Source organism: Sulfurimonas marina, assembly GCF_014905095.1.
Taxonomy (GTDB): Bacteria; Campylobacterota; Campylobacteria; order Campylobacterales; family Sulfurimonadaceae; genus Sulfurimonas; species Sulfurimonas marina.
On sequence record NZ_CP041165.1, the window covers coordinates 2,189,512 to 2,207,714 of the forward strand.

The following is an 18,203-nucleotide window of genomic DNA, read 5'->3' on the forward strand; positions in this document are numbered from 1 at the left end:
CTTAATATTGCATTGTCAGAACCAAAGTTCGACCTCCTCCATGATCTCTATGCTCACCCAAATAAACTCCCTGCCAAATTCCCAGGTTCATCTTGCCATCTGTAATAGGAATATTGAGTGAATTTCCTAGCAGAGAACTTTTTATATGCGCAGGTATATCATCCGCACCCTCATACGTATGAATATAGTACGATTTATCATCAACCGTATCACAGAAAAATGCCTCCATATCCTCTCTTACAGACGGATCTGCATTTTCATTGATACTAAGTGAAGCGGATGTGTGTTTTAAAAATATATGTAATATCCCTTGACTTGCATCGGGAAATGAAGAAAGAGTATCTTCTATCTCTTTTGTGATCAGGTGAAACCCTCTTGGTTTTGGTGAAATTTTTATTGTTTTTTGAAAAATAGACATCCAAAATTATACTCTATCTTCTCCTATAACTCAAAGCCTCTAACATGTGCTCTTTTGTTATTAAAGTTGATTGTTCCAAGTCTGCAATTGTTCGTGCAACTTTCTGTATCTTTTTAATACTTCTAAAACTGAGACTAAAACGATTTATAGCCATATCTAAGATAGGCTTTACCTCCTCCTCCATCTTGCAAAACTGCTCGATCTCTTCATCGCTCATCTTTCCGTTAAAACTTTTTTGACCCCTTTGTTTTGCAAAAATCTGTGCCTCCAAAACCATTTTATGCATCTCTTTTGAACTGTACGAAGGTTGATCATTAGCTGCCACATTTTGCATAACTACATTTATATCTACACGATCTAAGAAAGGATCACTCAAACGGTTTTTATACCTTTGAATATCTAACTCATTACAACGACACTCTTTTTTAGCATCTAGCAGATTACCACATGGACAAGGATTCATAGCCCCAACAAATAAAAAGTTTGCCGGATAGTTCACTTTTGAATTTACGCGTGATATTCTTATCTTCCCATCTTGCATCGGTTCCCGTAAGGACTCTAAAACATTTTTCGAAAAATGGGGTAGTTCATCAAAGAAAAGAATTCCATTATGTGCAAGGCCAACTTCACCTATCTTCGCCTTATGACTCCCTCCCCCAAAGATGCTTGCCGATGTGGATGAGTGATGAGGATTTTTAAAACCTCTATGGGGTTTGAATGTTGGTTCATCACCCTCAAGTACATCAAGTTTTGCAATTTCCAAGATTTCGGAATTTTTGAGAGCCGGCAATATATATCTAAGCCGGTTTGCAATCATACTTTTCCCGCATCCAGGGCTCCCCTCTAAAATGATATTGTGAAACCCTGCCGCTGCAATGATCGAAGCACGTTTTGCTACCTCCTGCCCTTTTACGTCATAAAAATCCTCTTTATACTCTTTTATATAGTAAAACTTCTCTTTGTCTATCTCAAAGTTTGGATAGGGAAGCTCATTGCTTTGATTCTCAAATGTAAGATTCTCCTGCTCTTTTAAAAGTGCCACCGCTTCATTTAAACTCTCTACTCCAAAAAAAGTAACGTTAGGAATTTTTTGGAGTTTATCTAAAGCCTCTTTAGGGACTATAGCTTTTTGAATCAGATTTTGATTTGCCAGAGAGAGTATGAGGGGATAGAGTTGAATATTTTCCTTTACGCTCCCGTCAAGTCCAAGCTCCCCAAATACAAACCAGTCATGAAAATCTTCCTCTGCATCATTTAGAAGAATTAATAGTGCCATTGAGAGATCAAAATGACTACCCGATTTATTCATCTCCGAGGGGGCTAGTAAAAAGGTTATCCTCTTTGGGGGAAACTTATACTCGTTACTTAAAAGTGCGGACTTTATTCGCTCTTTTGCCTCTGTTATTGCAGTGGAAGCAAGTCCTACAATTGAAAAAGAGGGAAGTCCTTTTGTAAGTGTACACTCAACATCAACAACTCTAGCCTCTATTCCCTCTAACGTTGCGCAAGATATCTTTTTCATCTCAAAACCTTTGAAAATTTCAACTATCTTAACAACTTCATACCACCCTTTTTAGTTTTATTGCAAAATGAAATATTTTACTATTGCTTTGTTGTAAAAAAAGGTGTAATATGCGTAACTTTATACATAGAGGGTTTAATTGATCCAAATTAGTGAAAATATCTTTTTAGATAAACATATATTTGAGCTGGATATTCCAACTGCATTTCTTCCTAGTCCTTATAAGCCATTACCGTTTTTAGTAATAAAAAACTTTCTCAAACCTCACGAACTGCCTCTTTTTGTAGATGATATTTACCATGATGATGATGCTGAAACTGCGAAAGTAAAGTCTGAAGTTATTTTGGGTGTAGTTGAGGCAAAAGTTGTCAAAAAGTATCGTGATACAAAAATCTATGCTATCAGTGAATATCTAAATGAACTTTACCATACAAGATTTCAAGAGTATCAGTCACAAATAGAGGAGTATTTTAACATCGCCATCACTCTCTCTACTGAGATACAAGCTTTAGAGTATAAAAAAGGGGGCTTTTATGTGCAACATGCTGATGATTCAAATGCTATTATCGATGAAAATAAAAACATTATAGCTTACCATCCCGTAGCACCTGAACGTAAAATGACAACTGTTTTGTTTGCGACATCTTATAGTGATAATCCCGATAATAAACACTCTTTTAAAGGTGGTGAACTAATATTTAATTTTTTAAAAAATAAAGATGGTAAAACGATAGAATTTAAAGCAGATGCCGGAGATATTATTATATTTCCAAGTAATCCATACTTTTCACATGAAGTAAAAGAGGTGGAAGCAGGATATAGACTTACGCTTGTTCAATGGCATAATGCCATTTTGAACTAAAAGAGAAACTATTTCCCTTTACGCTCTTTTTGTATTTTTTTATACTCTTTTTCAAACTTTTTACGTCTGGAGTATGAGAGTTTATCTATAAAGAGTATCCCCTCTAAGTGATCCATCTCATGCTGAATAGCAATTGCTAAAAGTCCGTCAGCCTCTAATGATTGAGTATTGCCGTGGCGGTCTTGATAGTTAATCTTTATCGTTTCATGACGTTTTACATCTTCATAAAACTGAGGAACGCTTAAACACCCCTCTTGATAAGTAGTTTCACCATCTTTTTCGATCACTACCGGATTGATAATCTCGATAAGGTTTTCATCCGGCTGATTTCCCTCTTCATCAGGAATATTCAAAATCAATACTCGAACAGGATGTGCAACTTGAATAGCAGCTAATCCTATCCCGTTTGTTTCGATCATCATAGGATACATTGCATCTAAAAGTTTATGAAGTGTTTCATCAAAAGAGTTAACCTCTTTCGATTTTTCACGTAGTCTTTTATCTGGATATTCAACAATAGTTAAATTCATTTTTTCCCTATCTTAAAGAGACAGCGTAGTCAGTCTTTTTATCTTCATATGCTTTTTGTATTCCGTCTAACGCCGAAACAACAATCTCTTCAACAGAGTAGTTGCTATCTATATTTGTAATACCTATAGATATTTTCAACTGAATCTCACGATCCGCTAAGAAGAAGTTGGAATTAGATACCAGTTCACTTAAACGGATAGCTGCACGTTTTGCATTATCTAGGTCTGTATGTTTTAAAAGCATAGAGAATACTCCGCCGCCGTAATGAGAAACAATATCACTACGTCTAGAAGTTTTTAATAATAATCTTGCAATCGTTCTAGTCATAAGGACAATTGCTTTCTCATTTTTAACACTTTTTTTCAAAGTACCGTCTAGTTCAATCATCATCAGAGAACTTTTATGTTTAAACTCTGAAATCAGACTAATCTCTTGCTCTATTTTAGTTAATAGATAACGTTTATTGTACACACCAAACTTGTTATCAAAAATAGTTTCATTCTCTACGGTTTTAACAATTGTTGCCGTCTCATCGTAGATATCTTTCATCTTAGAACTTTGAGTTTTTAGAATAGAGTTAAGCTTTGAAACATCACCCTCTAATACACCTATTACACTAAGTGCTTCTTTGGCATCAGGGCTAGCTGAAAGTTCATCTTTTCTTTTCTCAAGTATCTTATTCATAAGAGCCATATTTTTGTATAAATTGGCAGTCACTCCAAGAATACTTTTAATAGATAAAAATCCCTGCTTCAGATTTTGTTCTAAAGCGATAGTGTTTTCATCATCATTACTCTCTTCTAGTTCTAACATAGAATGTATCTGACGTCTGAGATTTTCACTTTTATCTTCTAAAAGTCTGTCGAAATAGAGTGAAAAGTTATTTGGTGTCGGTGGCAGATTATCCGCAATTAATGATGCTAAGACCTCTTTTGCATAGATCTCAACATCACTTGACGGATTATCAATATCGAAAGGTTCTACTGTAGGCATCTCCTCAGTTTTAGCTTCTTCAGGTTCGTCTAGATTTCTTCTAGCTCTTTTTCTCAGTGTGCCTGACATAGTATCCCCCTATTCTCTCTCACTCTTAGTCAATACTTCATCGATCATACCATACTCTTTTGCTTCTTCGGCACTCATAAAGTTATCGCGATCAGTATCTTTTTCAACAGTTGTGATTTTTTGCCCTGTATTTTTGGCTAAAATCTCATTTAACTCTTTTTTCATACGTAAAATCTCTTTAGCTTGGATCTCAATATCAGTAGCCTGACCTTGAGCACCGCCAAGAGGTTGATGGATCATAATTCTAGCATGAGGAAGAGCATAACGCTTCCCTTTTTCACCAGAACTAAGTAAAAAAGCACCCATTGATGCAGCTTGACCTATACAGATTGTTACTACATTTGGGCGGATATAATTCATAGTATCATATATAGCCATACCAGCAGTAACAACACCACCCGGTGAATTGATATAAAAATAGATATCTTTTTCCGGATCTTCAGCCTCTAAAAAAAGTAGTTGCGCTACAATTGTTGAAGAAACGGCATCGTTTACTTCACCGCTTAACATAACGATTCTATCTTTTAAAAGACGTGAATAGATATCATAACTTCTCTCTCCACGACCGGTTTTTTCTATTACATATGGTATGTAGCTCATATTACTCTTCTATTTTTTTATTTAATAAAGTTGTTAAAACTCTATCTTCTACCATTGACATTTGTACTGCAGGTAGGTATCCAGCTTCTTTATATTGCTCATATACTTTTTGTGGATCTTGACCCATTTGCATAGCTTCGAAGTAGATAGTTTGCATTAACTCTTGCTCATTTACAGAAACACCCATATCTTGTGCTAAAGCATCGATAATAAATGTAGCTTTTACACTTCTTGCAGCTTCATCACGGAAAGTTTCACGTAACTCTTTTAATTTATCAGCATTTTCACGAAGTTCATTGATCTCATCTTCGCTCATCTCTCTAGCTTTTTTGTTTACAGCCATATCGATCTCTTGCTCAACAACGAAATCAGGAAGATCGAAGTTTAAAGAATCAACAAGTTTTTCTAAAAGTTTCGGTTTTAACTCTTCATTGTAAAGTTTTCCTAACTCTTCTTGCTCCATAGCTTTTTTAACTTCTGAAGTCAGTTTTTCTAAATTAGCTTCTTCATCACCCGGAAGGAATTTTTTTGCTAGTTCATCATCAATTTCAACTTCACCTTTTACTTTAATGTCGTTTACTTTTACTTTGAACATTACAGGTTTACCAGCAAGTTTATCTGAACCGTAGTTTTCTGGGAAAGTTACGTTAATTTCAACTTCTTCATCACGTTTAACACCGATAAGTTGATCTTCAAAACCTGGAATAAATTGACCGCTACCAAGTAATAGTTCGTGACCTTGTGCAGCACCGCCATCAAAAGCTTCACCATCAAGGAAACCTTCAAAATCGATAACAGCAGTATCACCCTCTTTCATTTTACGGTTACGTTTTACACTCTCTAAAGGTGCTTGACCTTCTGCAAGTTCTTTGATTCTAGCTGTAACGTCTTTATCTTTGATTTCTGGTTTTTTGAAATCAGGTGTACAAGCGTCAACATCACCAAGTTCGATAGCTGGACGTGTAGCAATTTTGATCGCTACTTCGATTTTATCGTCAGACTTGTCAAATTTTGAAATTGTTGGCTCACCGATAAGCTCTTCATTTTTAATACCTAGCTCATCTAAACCTTGGTTAAGTACTTGACGTAAAGACTCAGACTCTGCATCTTCTACAAGTTTTTGTCCATACTGTTGTTTGATAACTGCTACAGGTACTTTCCCTTTTCTAAAACCTTGAACGTTAGCAGTTTTAGATAATTGCTTTGCTATTTTCTCAACGTTTGCACTTACCTCATCAGTAGAGATAGTTGCCGTGATTTCAGCATTAGCACCGTTAATTTTGTTTGATTTGATATCCATCAATTTCCTTTGCACTATTATATAATTTTAGGCAATCATACCAAAAATGTACTTTTATTACGATTAATTTTTACACAAATGCGTTTTAAGGTTTAATATCAAGAGCCATAAGACCCCTATATCTATCACTACATCCGCAAAGTTAAATACGGCAAAATCAAATCCGCAGTGCCAATAAACCATATCAACTACACCGCCGTGAATAAAACGATCATAGATATTTGAGAGCGCTCCACCGATAATAATTCCCGTAGGAAAAGCGTAACATAGTTTTTTGAGATAGATGATATATCCAAAAACACCTAGTACCAAAACCAGCTGAATATATTTGAGATATTCACCCAGTGATGCAAACATTGAAAACGCTACACCTTTGTTGTATACCAAAATAAAATCTATACACTCTGTATAGTAACGAAAACCTTCTACAAAAAGAGTTTTTATATTTTGGTCAACTATAAATACTCCCGCAATACTAAAAAGGAGTATAGCCCATAATCTTATTTGCAAGTTTTTATCCATTTAACGCTTTTTGAAAGAATGCTGCAAGTTCATCCATTCTTTTCTCCATTAATTTCGCATCACTTGCCTCTAATAAGAGACGTAATTTATTTTCCGTACCGCTGTATCTGATAAGATGACGAATATTCTCACCCTCTAAATCTTTTAACAGCTTCTCTAATCCCTCGATCTGGTCTAAAGGCTTTTTCTCTTTAACATTCAGATTTACAAGTTTTTGTGGATGAAGATCAAACGGACGTAACACTTCTGATGCTTTTTTCCCTTTTGAAAGGATAAGTGCAAGTACCTGAAGTGCTGAAACAAGACCGTCTCCCGTCTTGGCAAAATCGTTCATTATTACATGACCGCTTTGCTCGCCACCGAAGTTGATCCCCTCTTTTTTCATAATCTCTAAAACATTTTTATCGCCAACGTTTGAGCGTAATAGTTTAAGGCCATGCTCCTGCATAAAATTATCCAAAGCACCGTTACTCATAACAGTTGCAACAATACCTCCTCCTTTTAAACACGATTTTTCATGTAAAAAAAGTCCTAATGCACCGAGTAATTGATCACCGTCAACTGTTTCACCCTCTTCATCAACTATTACAAGTCTGTCTGCATCACCGTCTAAAGCTATTCCAAGATCAGCTCTGTATTTAACTACATTATATTTTAGATCTTTTGTATGTAAAGCTCCACAATCTTCATTGATGTTATAGCCGTTTGGTTCATTATGTAATACAACAACTTCAGCACCTAATTCTTCAAGTACCGTCGGCCCAACTTTATATGCTGCACCGTTAGCAGCATCAAGAACGATTCTCATCCCCTGCAATGTCAACTCTACAGGAAAAGAGTTTTTAAGTTGAACAATATAACGACCAACGACATCATCTATTCTTTTTGCTTTTCCTATCTCTTTTCCGGTAACCTGAGCTTCTTGTATCTTTTCATCGTTAAAATATATATCTTCAATTTTTTGTTCTACTTCAGAGGGAAACTTATCTCCGTGGGCATCAAAAAATTTAATACCGTTGTCTTCAAATGAATTGTGAGAAGCAGAGATCATAATTCCGGCATCACAGCGCATATTCTCTGTAATAAAGGCAATAGCAGGTGTCGGCATTGGACCAATTTGGATAACATCGTATCCGATAGCTGTTAATCCACATACGATCGCATTTTCGATCATATATCCGCTTTTACGTGTATCTTTTCCAACTAAGATCTTATTTGTAACCGATTTCTCTTTTAAGTAGATACCTGCTGCCATTGCAACACGCATCGCTACCTGAGCACTTAAAAAGCCGCCAGCCTCACCACGTACACCATCCGTTCCAAATAATTCCATCGTTTTTATCCTAGTTTTAATACTTTTTTATCATTATATCTGTTAGTTTGTTAGATTTCAAAGTTTAAAAAACATAATTTTTTCAATTTTAAAATCCCTGTTTTCTGTAAAGATAGATATTTTAACACCACTTAACTTAATTTTAATTATTTTTAAGGTAAAATTTCGCACTTAAATTCCCAAGAAGGATAAAACAAATGGCAAATCACAAGTCATCAGTTAAGAGAATTCGCCAAACTATCGTTCGTGCTGAACGTAATCGTTTCTACAGAACTCGTCTTAAAAATATCGTTAAAGATGTTCGTGCTGCAATCGATGCAGGGAACAAAGAAGAAGCTGCTGCTGCATTAAAAGTAGCTAACCAACAAATTCACAAATTTGTAAGCAAAGGTATTCTTAAAAAAGAAACTGCTGCTAGAAAAGTAAGCCGTCTACACAAAGCTGTAAACGCTATATAAGGCTAACTCCACATGTTAGCAGATAAACTTACTCCGTTTATCAATCGCTATGATGAACTTAGCAAATTGCTAAGTTCACCTGATATCACTTCTGACATCAAAAAGATGACAGAACTTTCAAAAGAACAATCTTCACTTTTACCAATCGTAGAAAAAGCAAAAGAGTATCAAGCACTTGTTCAAGAGATTGCAGATTCTAAAGAGATGCTGGCAGATCCTGAAATGGCTGAAATGGCTAAAGAGGAGCTCAAAGAGTTAGAACCTCAAGTACCTGTTTTAGAAGAAGAGATCAAAATGCTTATGCTTCCAAAAGATCCAAATGATGATAGAAATATTATTATAGAGCTTCGTGCCGGAGCCGGTGGTGATGAAGCTGCTATCTTTGTTGGAGATATGTTTGATGCATATACTCGTTACGCCGAACTTAAAGGTTGGAAGATCGAGATAATGAATACATCTGCTTCTGAAGCAGGTGGATACAAAGAGGTTGTTGCACTTATTAAAGGTGAGCAGGTTTATAGTAGATTGAAGTATGAAGGTGGAACACACCGTGTTCAACGTGTTCCGGCAACAGAATCACAGGGTCGTGTACATACATCGGCAATTACAGTAGCAATTATGCCTGAAGTTGATGATGTTGAGATTCAGATCAATGAAAATGATCTTAAAATCGATGTTATGCGTTCAAGTGGTTGTGGTGGTCAATCTGTAAATACTACAGACTCTGCTGTACGTATCACTCACTTACCAAGTGGTATAGTAGTAACCAACCAAGACCAAAAATCTCAGCATAAAAATAAAGAAAAGGCTATGAAAGTATTGAAGTCTAGACTTTATGAGTTAGAGATGCAGGCACAACAATCTGAAAATGCAGCTGAGCGTGCTGCACAAGTGGGGACAGGTGACAGAAGTGGTCGTATTCGTACATACAACTATCCTCAAAACCGTATAAGTGATCATAGAATTAACTTAACGCTTTATAGATTAAATGAGATTATGGGTGGTGGTCTTTTTGATGAGATTATCGATCCGCTAATCGCAGATACTCAAGCTAAAATTGTTGAAGCGGCTGGGCTTTAAGCCTCAGCTCTTCACATTCTTACGAATTTAAATTTCCCAATCCGTTTCAAACGTCTTTTTAACTCTACCTTTAAACGTAATTGTTTGTCCATTATATCCAAGATATAAAGTATCTTTACTTGTAGGATACACTTCAATGTTGTTTTGTACTTTTTCTTCCAAATAAGCTCTATAAAAACACGCAGACATGCCTGTACCGCAAGCTAAAGTTTCATCTTCAACACCGCGTTCATATGTACGAACATTTAAATTTCCATCTTCAGTAACACTACAAATATTTACATTTGCATTATAAATAAATCTAAGCTCTCTAGCTTCTTCAATATCAAACTCTTCTACATCATCTTGCAGGCATATTAAGTGGGGTACACCTGTATTAATCAGCCACCAAGTTTTTCCATTATACTCTATTGCTTGATCAATAATCTCAGGAGGTGTAAGCTCACTTAAAACCATCCCCTCTTTTGGACTATTATCGCTTACTTCAGCATTGATTACACCTGCACCTGTTAAAAAACTCATTTTTTGTGGAGCTAAATCATTATTGTAAGCATAGTGTGCACATGCACGGCTTCCGTTTCCACACATATCTGCATGACTTCCGTCTGAGTTGTAAAACTCCCATTCGAAATCATATTTTTCATGAGGTACTACTACGATCAAACCATCAGCACCAATCCCGTCTTGACGATGGCATAACTCACGAGCAAGTTCATTACGCTCTTTTTTAGAATCATCATGAAAGATTACAAAATCGTTTCCATTTGCACTATATTTAGCTATACGCATTGGTTCCTCTCCTATTTATTGTATATCTTTTTAATCTTCTCTACAAAAAGTTCCACTTCGTTTTGCAGATGTTTAAGATCTTTTGAATTATCAATCACCCAAGTAGCACGTTTTTTCTTCTCTTCGATCGGAAGTTGCGAAGCTATTCTTCTTCGTGATTCCTCTTCACTATACCCATTACGTTTCATAAAACGCTCTAGTTGTAAGTCACTCGGAGTATATACTACGACACTATCTTTTATATCGTAGTTATTATTTTCAAAAAAGAGGGGAATATCGATCAGATACGGGAACTTAAAACTATCCTGTTTTTCACTCTGTTTTTCTATCTCAGCTTTGATCTTTGGATGTAGAAACTCTTCAAGTTTTTGTTTTGCCTCAGGTGTTGCAAAAATATAAGCACCCAACTTTGGACGATCAACTTTATTTACACCTTTAACATACTCTTCACCGAAAGTCTCTTTGACCCACTGGGATGACGCATCAAGTATCTTGTGTGAAATGGTATCGGCATCAATAACCCTCATGCCGTTTAAAGCGAGCAAAGAAGCAACAGTGCTTTTACCTGTTGCAATACCACCAGTTAACGCAATGGCATATTCGAATGCCATTAGTTTTTAATAATTCCTAAATATTCTTTACGGATATAGTTACCCATAGCAAATGCTGCCGGATGAACATCAGAATTATAATAATTTAAATTATCTAACATATCTGCACGATGTAAGATAATGTCTGCCGTTGGATGGTACGCTTTTGAAGCAAGTAATGCAGTTTCACAGTTACCTAAGTTGTATGGCATAATGATTTTTGCATATTTCCCTAAAATCTCCATCATTTGCTTGTTAGCATCTACATCATCTAAAGACGGATGTTTTGTTACAAGTAAACCCTCTTCGTTTAAAACACGGTTATAGTGTGCTAAAACAGCAGCGTCGCTATCAAGTTCTGAGATAACAACATCGTAAGCGTTATCTGCAACATCTCTTAAAAGATTAATATTTGCAGAGATTACATCACAATCAATCCCGTCATGTTTCTCGATTTCACCAATCATACCGCTTGCATTATCACTAATAATCAGTACTTTCTTTGGATCTTTATGTGTACATAATGGTACATGTACCATCATTTCGTTGTAAATAAATTCTTTTGTATTCATTATATATTTTCCTTCAAAATAGACTTATAAGCTTAGCTTAAACAAGGGGCTCAGACCGCAGGGAGGATTCGTCCCCGTTTTAAGTTAAGATTATAAGTCCTTTAAACCCACCGCGATTTTATCTACTTTTGGATTAATTTTACTTAATATTGATATAATTACAAAATATTTAAGCTAAAGGTATAAAATGGACTTAAACAAAGTTAGAAAATTTTGTAGAGTGTTTCGTATAGTTGTTGGACTTGCACTGATTATTACAGGTGTTATTTTAGATAATGCATGGTTCTACCTAGGTGTTATTCCATTACTTGCTGGACTTACAAACTTTTGTCCCCTTTGTATCGTTACAAAAAAATGTGATTTACCACAAGATAAGCAGGATTAATTATGAGCCAAATTTCTTATAAAGACGCAGGTGTAGATATAGATGCTGGAAACAGCTTTGTTGAGAATATTAAACCATTAGTAAAAGCTACTAGAGTTGAAGGTGTAATGGGTGGTATTGGTTCATTTGCAGGTGCATTTGAACTACCTAAAGGGTTTAATGAGCCTGTAATGCTTGCAGCGACTGACGGTGTAGGTACAAAGCTAAAATTAGCAATTGACAGCGGTATTCATAATACTGTAGGTATTGACTTAGTTGCTATGTGTGTAAATGACCTTATCTGTAATTTCGGTACACCTTCATTTTTCCTAGATTACTATGCTACAGGTAAACTTGATGTTGAAATCGCTACAAACGTTGTAGCAGGTATTGCTGAGGGTTGTAAACAAAGCGAATGTGCATTAATCGGTGGTGAAACTGCTGAAATGCCTGGTATGTACTCTGAAGACGATTATGACCTAGCCGGTTTTGCAGTTGGTGTAGCTGAGAAGTCTGAAATGGATAGAGTAAGTCTTGTAAAAGCAGGACATAAACTTATCGCTCTTCCATCTTCAGGATTACACTCAAATGGATTCAGCTTAGCTAGAAAAGTACTGTTTGAGAAAATGGGAATGAAATTTGAAGATGATTTCAATGGTAAACCGTTAATCGAGACTCTTTTAACTCCGACAAACATCTATGTAAAAACATTTAAAGCGCTTAAAAACGAGATCGTTGCTATGGCACACATCACAGGCGGTGGAATCGTAGAAAACCTTCCACGTGTACTTCCTGAGAACTTAATGGCAGAAGTAAAAGAAGACGCTGTCAAAGTTCTTCCAATCTTTGAGCTAATGAGTGAGCACGTTGCACGCAATGAGATGTTTAGAGCATTCAATATGGGTGTAGGTATGATACTTGTTGTTGAAGAATCTAACGTTGATAAAGTTTTAGCTACAGCTCCTGGTTCTTACCTTGTAGGTGAGATCAAAGAGGGCCCAAGAGAAGCTAAACTCGTATAATCAATAGAAAAGCCTTTTAAAAGGTTTTTCTAACTCCCTATTTCCTTTTCCTACTCTAACTATTAATTCCATTCAAATACTTTTATCGATCTAAAATATATCTACTATATCTCATCTAAGTTCTTATTACTATTTTATTTATTATGATTGATTTTGTTTTCAATTGAAAAGAGAAAAGAGTGTCACCCAAAAGGGTGACAGATAAAGAAAGGAGAATTTCTTTTTGCTAGCTAATATTAGAAAGCGAAGTTAACTTGTGCACTTACACCAGTTTGGCTATGTTTAACTGTCATGTCACCAGCACCACCACCAAATGCAGCATTAAAGTTTTCGTATGTATTTGTTACTTCTGGAGCATAAGTTAATCCTAAGTCTAAAGAAGTAACTTCACTTACATTATATGTAGCACCGATTGCATAATGAGATTCAACAATTGCAGGGAAACCTAAAAGATTAAATGTGTTAACAACACCTGCAGCTAAATTAGCTGAATTAGCACCAGCATAAGTTTGTTCACTAATTGGACTAGATGCATAATTATAACCAGCTCTTAAAGCCCAAGAATTTGTAGCATATTCATAACCAATTGCAATTACATTTTGATCATCCCATTCAAAATCTTCATAACCTTTACATGATGACCATTTGATTTGTTTATAATCGATTGCTACAGTATGTTCACCCATTGCGTAAGATGCACCAATACCAATCTCTGCAGGAGTTGACAATTTATCATTAGTGTATCCAGCACCACCTGTAAAAGGAGTAACTACAGCATCAAACCCTTTGTATTGCATATCGATTTGAGATTTATATACAGCACCAACAGTTAAACCAGACATTTCGTAAGATAAACCAAGATTATAACCAAATGCTAAATCTTGGGCAATCCCCATTCCAGTATTACCACCAAAATTATAGTTAATATCTAAAGCACCATATTGTAAAATTGGAGTAACTGCTACGCTAAAACTATCCATTTTGTATGCTAATGGAAGACCAAATTGCATAAGTTGAAGGTTTGTAACCATTTGTAATTGAGTATCTGTTGCAGCATCAGCATCACGATAATCTGTACCCATACCAGCAGTACCCCAAATACCTACACCCATATAAAAGTTATCTGTAACTTTTGATGCTATAGAAACTGAAGGAATAACATTCATATCAGCTGCACTTGTATTTGTAGCAGTCGTACCACCAAGACCTGTCATATCATTTGTATTTTTAACATCTGGCATAAATAATGTACCACCAAATGAAACTTCAGTACCTTTAACAGAAGTAATTAAAGCAGGATTCACTAGAGCTGATTCAGCACCATGAGTCATACCTATACCAGTACCAGCCATACCACGAGCTTTTGCTCCCACACCGATTAAAGCAGAACCGTTTGTTGCGAATGCAGATGTTGCACCTAGAGCTAAAGCAGCTACTACTGCTAATTTGATTGTTTTTTTCATTTTCTCCCCTTAAGAGCTTTTAAATATAGAAACAAGAGTTTGTTTCGATTGCAGTCATTATATGTGATAAAATTTTAACTCAACCTTAATAGAAAGAATATAAGTATAAAAAAATATTATATTAATAGTTATTAAAACAGCTAAATATTTGAAATATTATAGATTTGTATAATGATATATTATTATTAGTAGTAAAAAAGGATAGATATTAAACAATTTTATAGAATTTATCAAAAAAATAAAACAGTTACTTATAATATAAATTTGTGATAATTTTTTAATAATGTGCATTTTTGTAACATTATTATCACAAAAAACATATATATACCCTAATTATAGACCAAAATATAATAAAAATAATCAAAGAGACAAAAATAATAGAAGTAAAAGGGTAAAAGTAAGTATATAAATAGTTAGTGATTAAGTAAAAAATGGATTGATAAGATAGATTAGAATGGATAATTGATCCGAACTAGGCAGCGACCTACATTCCCACACCTGAAAGATGCAGTATTATCAGCGATGAGAGGCTTAGCTTCTGGGTTCGGAATGGGGCCAGGCGTTTCCCTCTCTCTATAGCCACCTAGACAAGATCAAGTGTAAAAGTATTGTTTGATACTCTTACAGTTGACCTTTAAGATCATAGATAAGAAGATTAAAAAAGTTAAAGTCAACTAAACAACTCAAGGATTACTTCATTTAATGATATACACTAAATAAGGTAGTGAAGCTTTTAATGAAAAAAGACAAACGTACTATTAGTACTGGTCAGCTAAACGAATTACTTCGCGTACACATCCAGCCTATCAAGCTTGTAGTCTTCAAGCGTACTTCAGGGATTGTTCATCTTGGAGTTGGCTTCCCGCTTAGATGCTTTCAGCGGTTATCACATCCGAACGTAGCTACCCAGCTATGCCCTTGGCAGGACAACTGGTGCACCAGTGGTTCGTCCAACCCGGTCCTCTCGTACTAGGGTCAGCTCTCCTCAACAATCCTACGCCCACGGAAGATAGGGACCGAACTGTCTCACGACGTTCTGAACCCAGCTCGCGTACCGCTTTAAATGGCGAACAGCCATACCCTTGGGACCTGCTCCAGCCCCAGGATGCGATGAGCCGACATCGAGGTGCCAAACCTCCCCGTCGATGTGAGCTCTTGGGGAGATCAGCCTGTTATCCCCGGCGTACCTTTTATCCTTTGAGCGATGGCCCTTCCACACAGAACCACCGGATCACTATGACCGTCTTTCGACTCTGCTCGACATGTATGTCTCACAGTCAGTCCGGTTTATGCCATTATACTCTACGAAGGATTTCCAACCCTTCTGAACCGAACTTTGTAAGCCTCCGTTACTTTTTAGGAGGCGACCGCCCCAGTCAAACTACCCACCAGACATTGTCCTCGCACGGGATAACCGTACGGAGTTAGCTATCAGAATATTCAAGGGTGGTATCTCAAGGATGCCTCATCATAATCTGGCGACTATGAATCAATGGCTCCCACCTATCCTGCACATGAATATCCCAATAGCAGTGTCAAGCTATAGTAAAGGTGCACGGGGTCTTTCCGTCTTTCCGCGGGTAGGAGGAATTTTCACCTCCACTACAATTTCACTGGATCCCTTGTTGAGACAGCTCCCATCTCGTTACGCCATTCATGCAGGTCGGTATTTAACCGACAAGGAATTTCGCTACCTTAGGACCGTTATAGTTACGGCCGCCGTTTACTCGGGCTTCAATTCAACGCTTCGCAAAGCTAACGCATCCTTTTAACCTTCGAGCACCGGGCAGGCGTCACACCCTATACATCCACTTACGTGTTAGCAGAGTGCTGTGTTTTTGGTAAACAGTCGGGAGGGACTCTTTGCTGCGACCCATCAATGCTTCAGAGAGTAAATCTCTTAACAAATAGGGCACACCTTATACCGAAGATACGGTGCTAGTTTGCAGAGTTCCTTAACAAGGGTTCATCCACGCGCCTTAGAATACTCATCTCACCCACCTGTGTCGGTTTACGGTACGGGCAACATTATATCTCGTTTAGAGGCTTTTCTCGGCACGACAGTATCGACGATTCTAAACGCTCTCCGAAGAGATTGTTCAGCCTGTCAGGTCTCGGATTCGTGATAAGCGGATTTGCCTACTTATCATCCTACACCCTTCGAGCCACTATTCCATCAGTGACCTCGTCTAACTCTATGCGTCCCCCCATCACTCAAACGATATAATGTCGGTATCGGAATATTAACCGATTTGCCATCGTCTACCCCTTTCGGACTCGACTTAGGTCCCGACTAACCCTACGATGACGAGCATCGCGTAGGAAACCTTGGGTTTTCGGCGAAGAAGATTCTCACTTCTTTTCTCGCTACTCATGCCTGCATGCTCACTTCCATCCGCTCCAGTACTCCTTACCGGTATACCTTCAACGCTGAATGGAACGCTCTCCTACCACTCATAGTAAACTATGAATCTAAAGCTTCGGTGTTTATCTTAGCCCCGTTATATTTTCGGCGCAGAATCGCTAGACCAGTGAGCTGTTACGCTTTCTTTAAAGGATGGCTGCTTCTAAGCCAACCTCCTGGTTGTCACAGCAACTCCACATCCTTTTCCACTTAGATAAAACTTTGGGACCTTAGCTGTTAGTCTGGGTTGTTCCCCTCTCGACATAGGATTTTATCACCCTACGCCTGACTCCCGAGGTTACACATGTAGTATTCGGAGTTTGATAGGGTTTGGTACCGCGGTAAGCAGCCCTAGCCCTGTCAGTGCTCTACCCCTACATGCTAATGCTCGAGGCTATACCTAAATATATTTCGGAGAGAACCAGCTATCACTGAGTTTGATTGGCCTTTCACCCCTATCCACAAGTCATCCCGTGACTTTTCAACGTCAATGGGTTCGGTCCTCCACTGGCTCTTACACCAGCTTCAACCTGCTCATGGATAGATCACTCAGTTTCGGGTCTGCAGCATCTGACTATGTCGCCCTATTAAGACTCGCTTTCGCTACGGCTTCTCGTTCGATTAACCTTGCCAGATACCACAACTCGCAGGCTCATTATGCAAAAGGCAGTCCGTCACACATTAAAATAGTGCTCCGAATGATTGTAAGCCATAGGTTTCAGGTTCTATTTCACTCTGCTCACCGCAGTCCTTTTCACCTTTCCCTCACGGTACTTGTTCACTATCGGTCTGGTAGTAGTATTTAGGGTTGGAGGGTGGTCCCCCCATATTCAGTCAAGATAACACGTGTCCCGACCTACTCGTTCCTTAGTCTAGTACCACATAAATGTTTTCGCTTACGGGAATATCACCCTCTATGTTCACACTTTCCAGAGTGTTCGGCTAACAAATATGCTATCACTAAGCGCCCTAATCCAATTTCGCTCGCCGCTACTTTCGGAATCTCGTTTGATTTCTCTTCCTTCAGGTACTGAGATGTTTCACTTCCCTGAGTTCGCCCCCCCGTAGGGTAACATGAATCACTCCATGCTGGGTTGCCCCATTCGGAAATCCCCGGATCAAAGCTTCTTGGCAGCTCCCCGAGGCTTTTCGCAGCCTAGTACGTCCTTCATCGCCTCTACCAGCCTAGGCATCCACCTATGGCCCTTAATATCTTTTATTCTAATTCGCTTCACTACCTTATTTAATGTATCTCTACACTAAACTCAGTAGTCCTTGTAATTGTAGTTATTTAGTTGTTGACTTTAACAA

17 protein-coding genes and 2 rRNA genes are annotated in these 18,203 nt (G+C 37.5%); 5 read left to right on the top strand and 14 right to left on the bottom strand.

The features are described from left to right. Nucleotide 1 precedes the first annotated feature (1 nt). Together FJR03_RS11170 and FJR03_RS11175 are read right to left on the bottom strand one after the other, a co-directional pair. The gene (locus FJR03_RS11170) at nucleotides 2-418 is read right to left on the bottom strand and encodes a secondary thiamine-phosphate synthase enzyme YjbQ (protein WP_193113580.1); all 417 of its coding nucleotides are present in this window, start codon (nucleotides 416-418) and stop codon (nucleotides 2-4) included. A 13-nt stretch (nucleotides 419-431) separates the two neighbouring features. Then, complete coding sequence (locus FJR03_RS11175; RefSeq protein WP_193113581.1) at nucleotides 432-1,940, bottom strand: YifB family Mg chelatase-like AAA ATPase; 1,509 nt, start codon at nucleotides 1,938-1,940, stop codon at nucleotides 432-434. 139 nt (nucleotides 1,941-2,079) lie between these two features. Here FJR03_RS11175 and FJR03_RS11180 point away from each other — a divergent pair, with 139 nt between their 5' ends. Beyond that, a complete protein-coding gene (locus FJR03_RS11180) occupies nucleotides 2,080-2,802 on the top strand; it encodes a 2OG-Fe(II) oxygenase (protein ID WP_193113582.1) in 723 nt (240 codons plus the stop codon). An 8-nt stretch (nucleotides 2,803-2,810) separates the two neighbouring features. Here FJR03_RS11180 and def read toward each other — a convergent pair whose 3' ends face one another. The 6 genes from def to glmM all read right to left on the bottom strand — a co-directional run bounded on the left by def (nucleotide 2,811) and on the right by glmM (nucleotide 8,150). Beyond that, the gene (gene def / locus FJR03_RS11185; protein ID WP_193113583.1) at nucleotides 2,811-3,332 is read right to left on the bottom strand and encodes a peptide deformylase; all 522 of its coding nucleotides are present in this window, start codon (nucleotides 3,330-3,332) and stop codon (nucleotides 2,811-2,813) included. Between the two features lie 7 nt (nucleotides 3,333-3,339). Continuing rightward, nucleotides 3,340-4,395 carry a GGDEF domain-containing protein gene (locus FJR03_RS11190; protein WP_193113584.1) on the bottom strand — a complete coding sequence of 352 codons (1,056 nt, stop codon included), beginning with the start codon at nucleotides 4,393-4,395 and terminating at the stop codon, nucleotides 3,340-3,342. Nucleotides 4,396-4,404: 9 nt separating this feature from the next. Continuing rightward, nucleotides 4,405-4,995 carry an ATP-dependent Clp endopeptidase proteolytic subunit ClpP gene (gene clpP / locus FJR03_RS11195; protein ID WP_193113585.1) on the bottom strand — a complete coding sequence of 197 codons (591 nt, stop codon included), beginning with the start codon at nucleotides 4,993-4,995 and terminating at the stop codon, nucleotides 4,405-4,407. 1 nt (nucleotide 4,996) lies between these two features. Further along, nucleotides 4,997-6,295, bottom strand: a complete 1,299-nt coding sequence (gene tig / locus FJR03_RS11200; protein ID WP_193113586.1) for a trigger factor — start codon at nucleotides 6,293-6,295, stop codon at nucleotides 4,997-4,999. Between the two features lie 63 nt (nucleotides 6,296-6,358). Continuing rightward, nucleotides 6,359-6,799, bottom strand: coding sequence for a signal peptidase II (lspA, locus tag FJR03_RS11205; RefSeq protein WP_430739137.1), 441 nt, complete (start codon nucleotides 6,797-6,799; stop codon nucleotides 6,359-6,361). A gap of 10 nt (nucleotides 6,800-6,809) precedes the next feature. Beyond that, entirely contained in the window at nucleotides 6,810-8,150 is a 1,341-nt protein-coding gene (glmM, locus tag FJR03_RS11210) for a phosphoglucosamine mutase (RefSeq protein ID WP_193113588.1), read from the bottom strand. Between the two features lie 197 nt (nucleotides 8,151-8,347). Between glmM and rpsT the strand changes: the two genes are divergently transcribed. Together rpsT and prfA are read left to right on the top strand one after the other, a co-directional pair. Next, nucleotides 8,348-8,608 carry a 30S ribosomal protein S20 gene (rpsT, locus tag FJR03_RS11215; protein ID WP_193113589.1) on the top strand — a complete coding sequence of 87 codons (261 nt, stop codon included), beginning with the start codon at nucleotides 8,348-8,350 and terminating at the stop codon, nucleotides 8,606-8,608. A 12-nt stretch (nucleotides 8,609-8,620) separates the two neighbouring features. Further along, the gene (gene prfA / locus FJR03_RS11220; RefSeq protein ID WP_193113590.1) at nucleotides 8,621-9,688 is read left to right on the top strand and encodes a peptide chain release factor 1; all 1,068 of its coding nucleotides are present in this window, start codon (nucleotides 8,621-8,623) and stop codon (nucleotides 9,686-9,688) included. A 27-nt stretch (nucleotides 9,689-9,715) separates the two neighbouring features. Here the strand turns inward: prfA and dapF are convergent, their stop codons facing one another. Genes dapF through FJR03_RS11235 form a run of 3 tightly spaced genes read right to left on the bottom strand, consistent with a single transcriptional unit; the run spans nucleotide 9,716 to nucleotide 11,639 of the window. Continuing rightward, complete coding sequence (gene dapF, locus FJR03_RS11225; protein WP_193113591.1) at nucleotides 9,716-10,477, bottom strand: diaminopimelate epimerase; 762 nt, start codon at nucleotides 10,475-10,477, stop codon at nucleotides 9,716-9,718. Nucleotides 10,478-10,488: 11 nt separating this feature from the next. Beyond that, complete coding sequence (gene coaE / locus FJR03_RS11230; protein WP_193113592.1) at nucleotides 10,489-11,088, bottom strand: dephospho-CoA kinase; 600 nt, start codon at nucleotides 11,086-11,088, stop codon at nucleotides 10,489-10,491. After that, nucleotides 11,088-11,639 (bottom strand): spermine/spermidine synthase domain-containing protein, encoded by a 552-nt coding sequence (locus tag FJR03_RS11235; RefSeq protein WP_193113593.1) that lies wholly within the window; start codon nucleotides 11,637-11,639, stop codon nucleotides 11,088-11,090. The genes coaE and FJR03_RS11235 overlap by 1 nt, the downstream gene beginning before the upstream one ends. 187 nt (nucleotides 11,640-11,826) lie before the next feature. Here FJR03_RS11235 and FJR03_RS11240 point away from each other — a divergent pair, with 187 nt between their 5' ends. Continuing rightward, nucleotides 11,827-12,024: a YgaP family membrane protein gene (locus tag FJR03_RS11240; protein WP_193113594.1), complete on the top strand. Its 198-nt coding sequence runs from the start codon at nucleotides 11,827-11,829 to the stop codon at nucleotides 12,022-12,024. Between the two features lie 2 nt (nucleotides 12,025-12,026). Then, on the top strand, nucleotides 12,027-13,025 hold the full coding sequence (purM, locus tag FJR03_RS11245; protein WP_193113595.1) for a phosphoribosylformylglycinamidine cyclo-ligase: 999 nt from the start codon (nucleotides 12,027-12,029) through the stop codon (nucleotides 13,023-13,025). 236 nt (nucleotides 13,026-13,261) lie between these two features. Here the strand turns inward: purM and FJR03_RS11250 are convergent, their stop codons facing one another. From FJR03_RS11250 to FJR03_RS11260, 3 genes are all read right to left on the bottom strand, one after another. Further along, nucleotides 13,262-14,488, bottom strand: coding sequence for an OmpP1/FadL family transporter (locus tag FJR03_RS11250; RefSeq protein ID WP_193113596.1), 1,227 nt, complete (start codon nucleotides 14,486-14,488; stop codon nucleotides 13,262-13,264). A gap of 471 nt (nucleotides 14,489-14,959) precedes the next feature. Beyond that, nucleotides 14,960-15,075 (bottom strand): 5S ribosomal RNA (rrf, locus tag FJR03_RS11255). A 150-nt stretch (nucleotides 15,076-15,225) separates the two neighbouring features. After that, nucleotides 15,226-18,112 (bottom strand): 23S ribosomal RNA (locus tag FJR03_RS11260). Nucleotides 18,113-18,203: the final 91 nt, after the last annotated feature.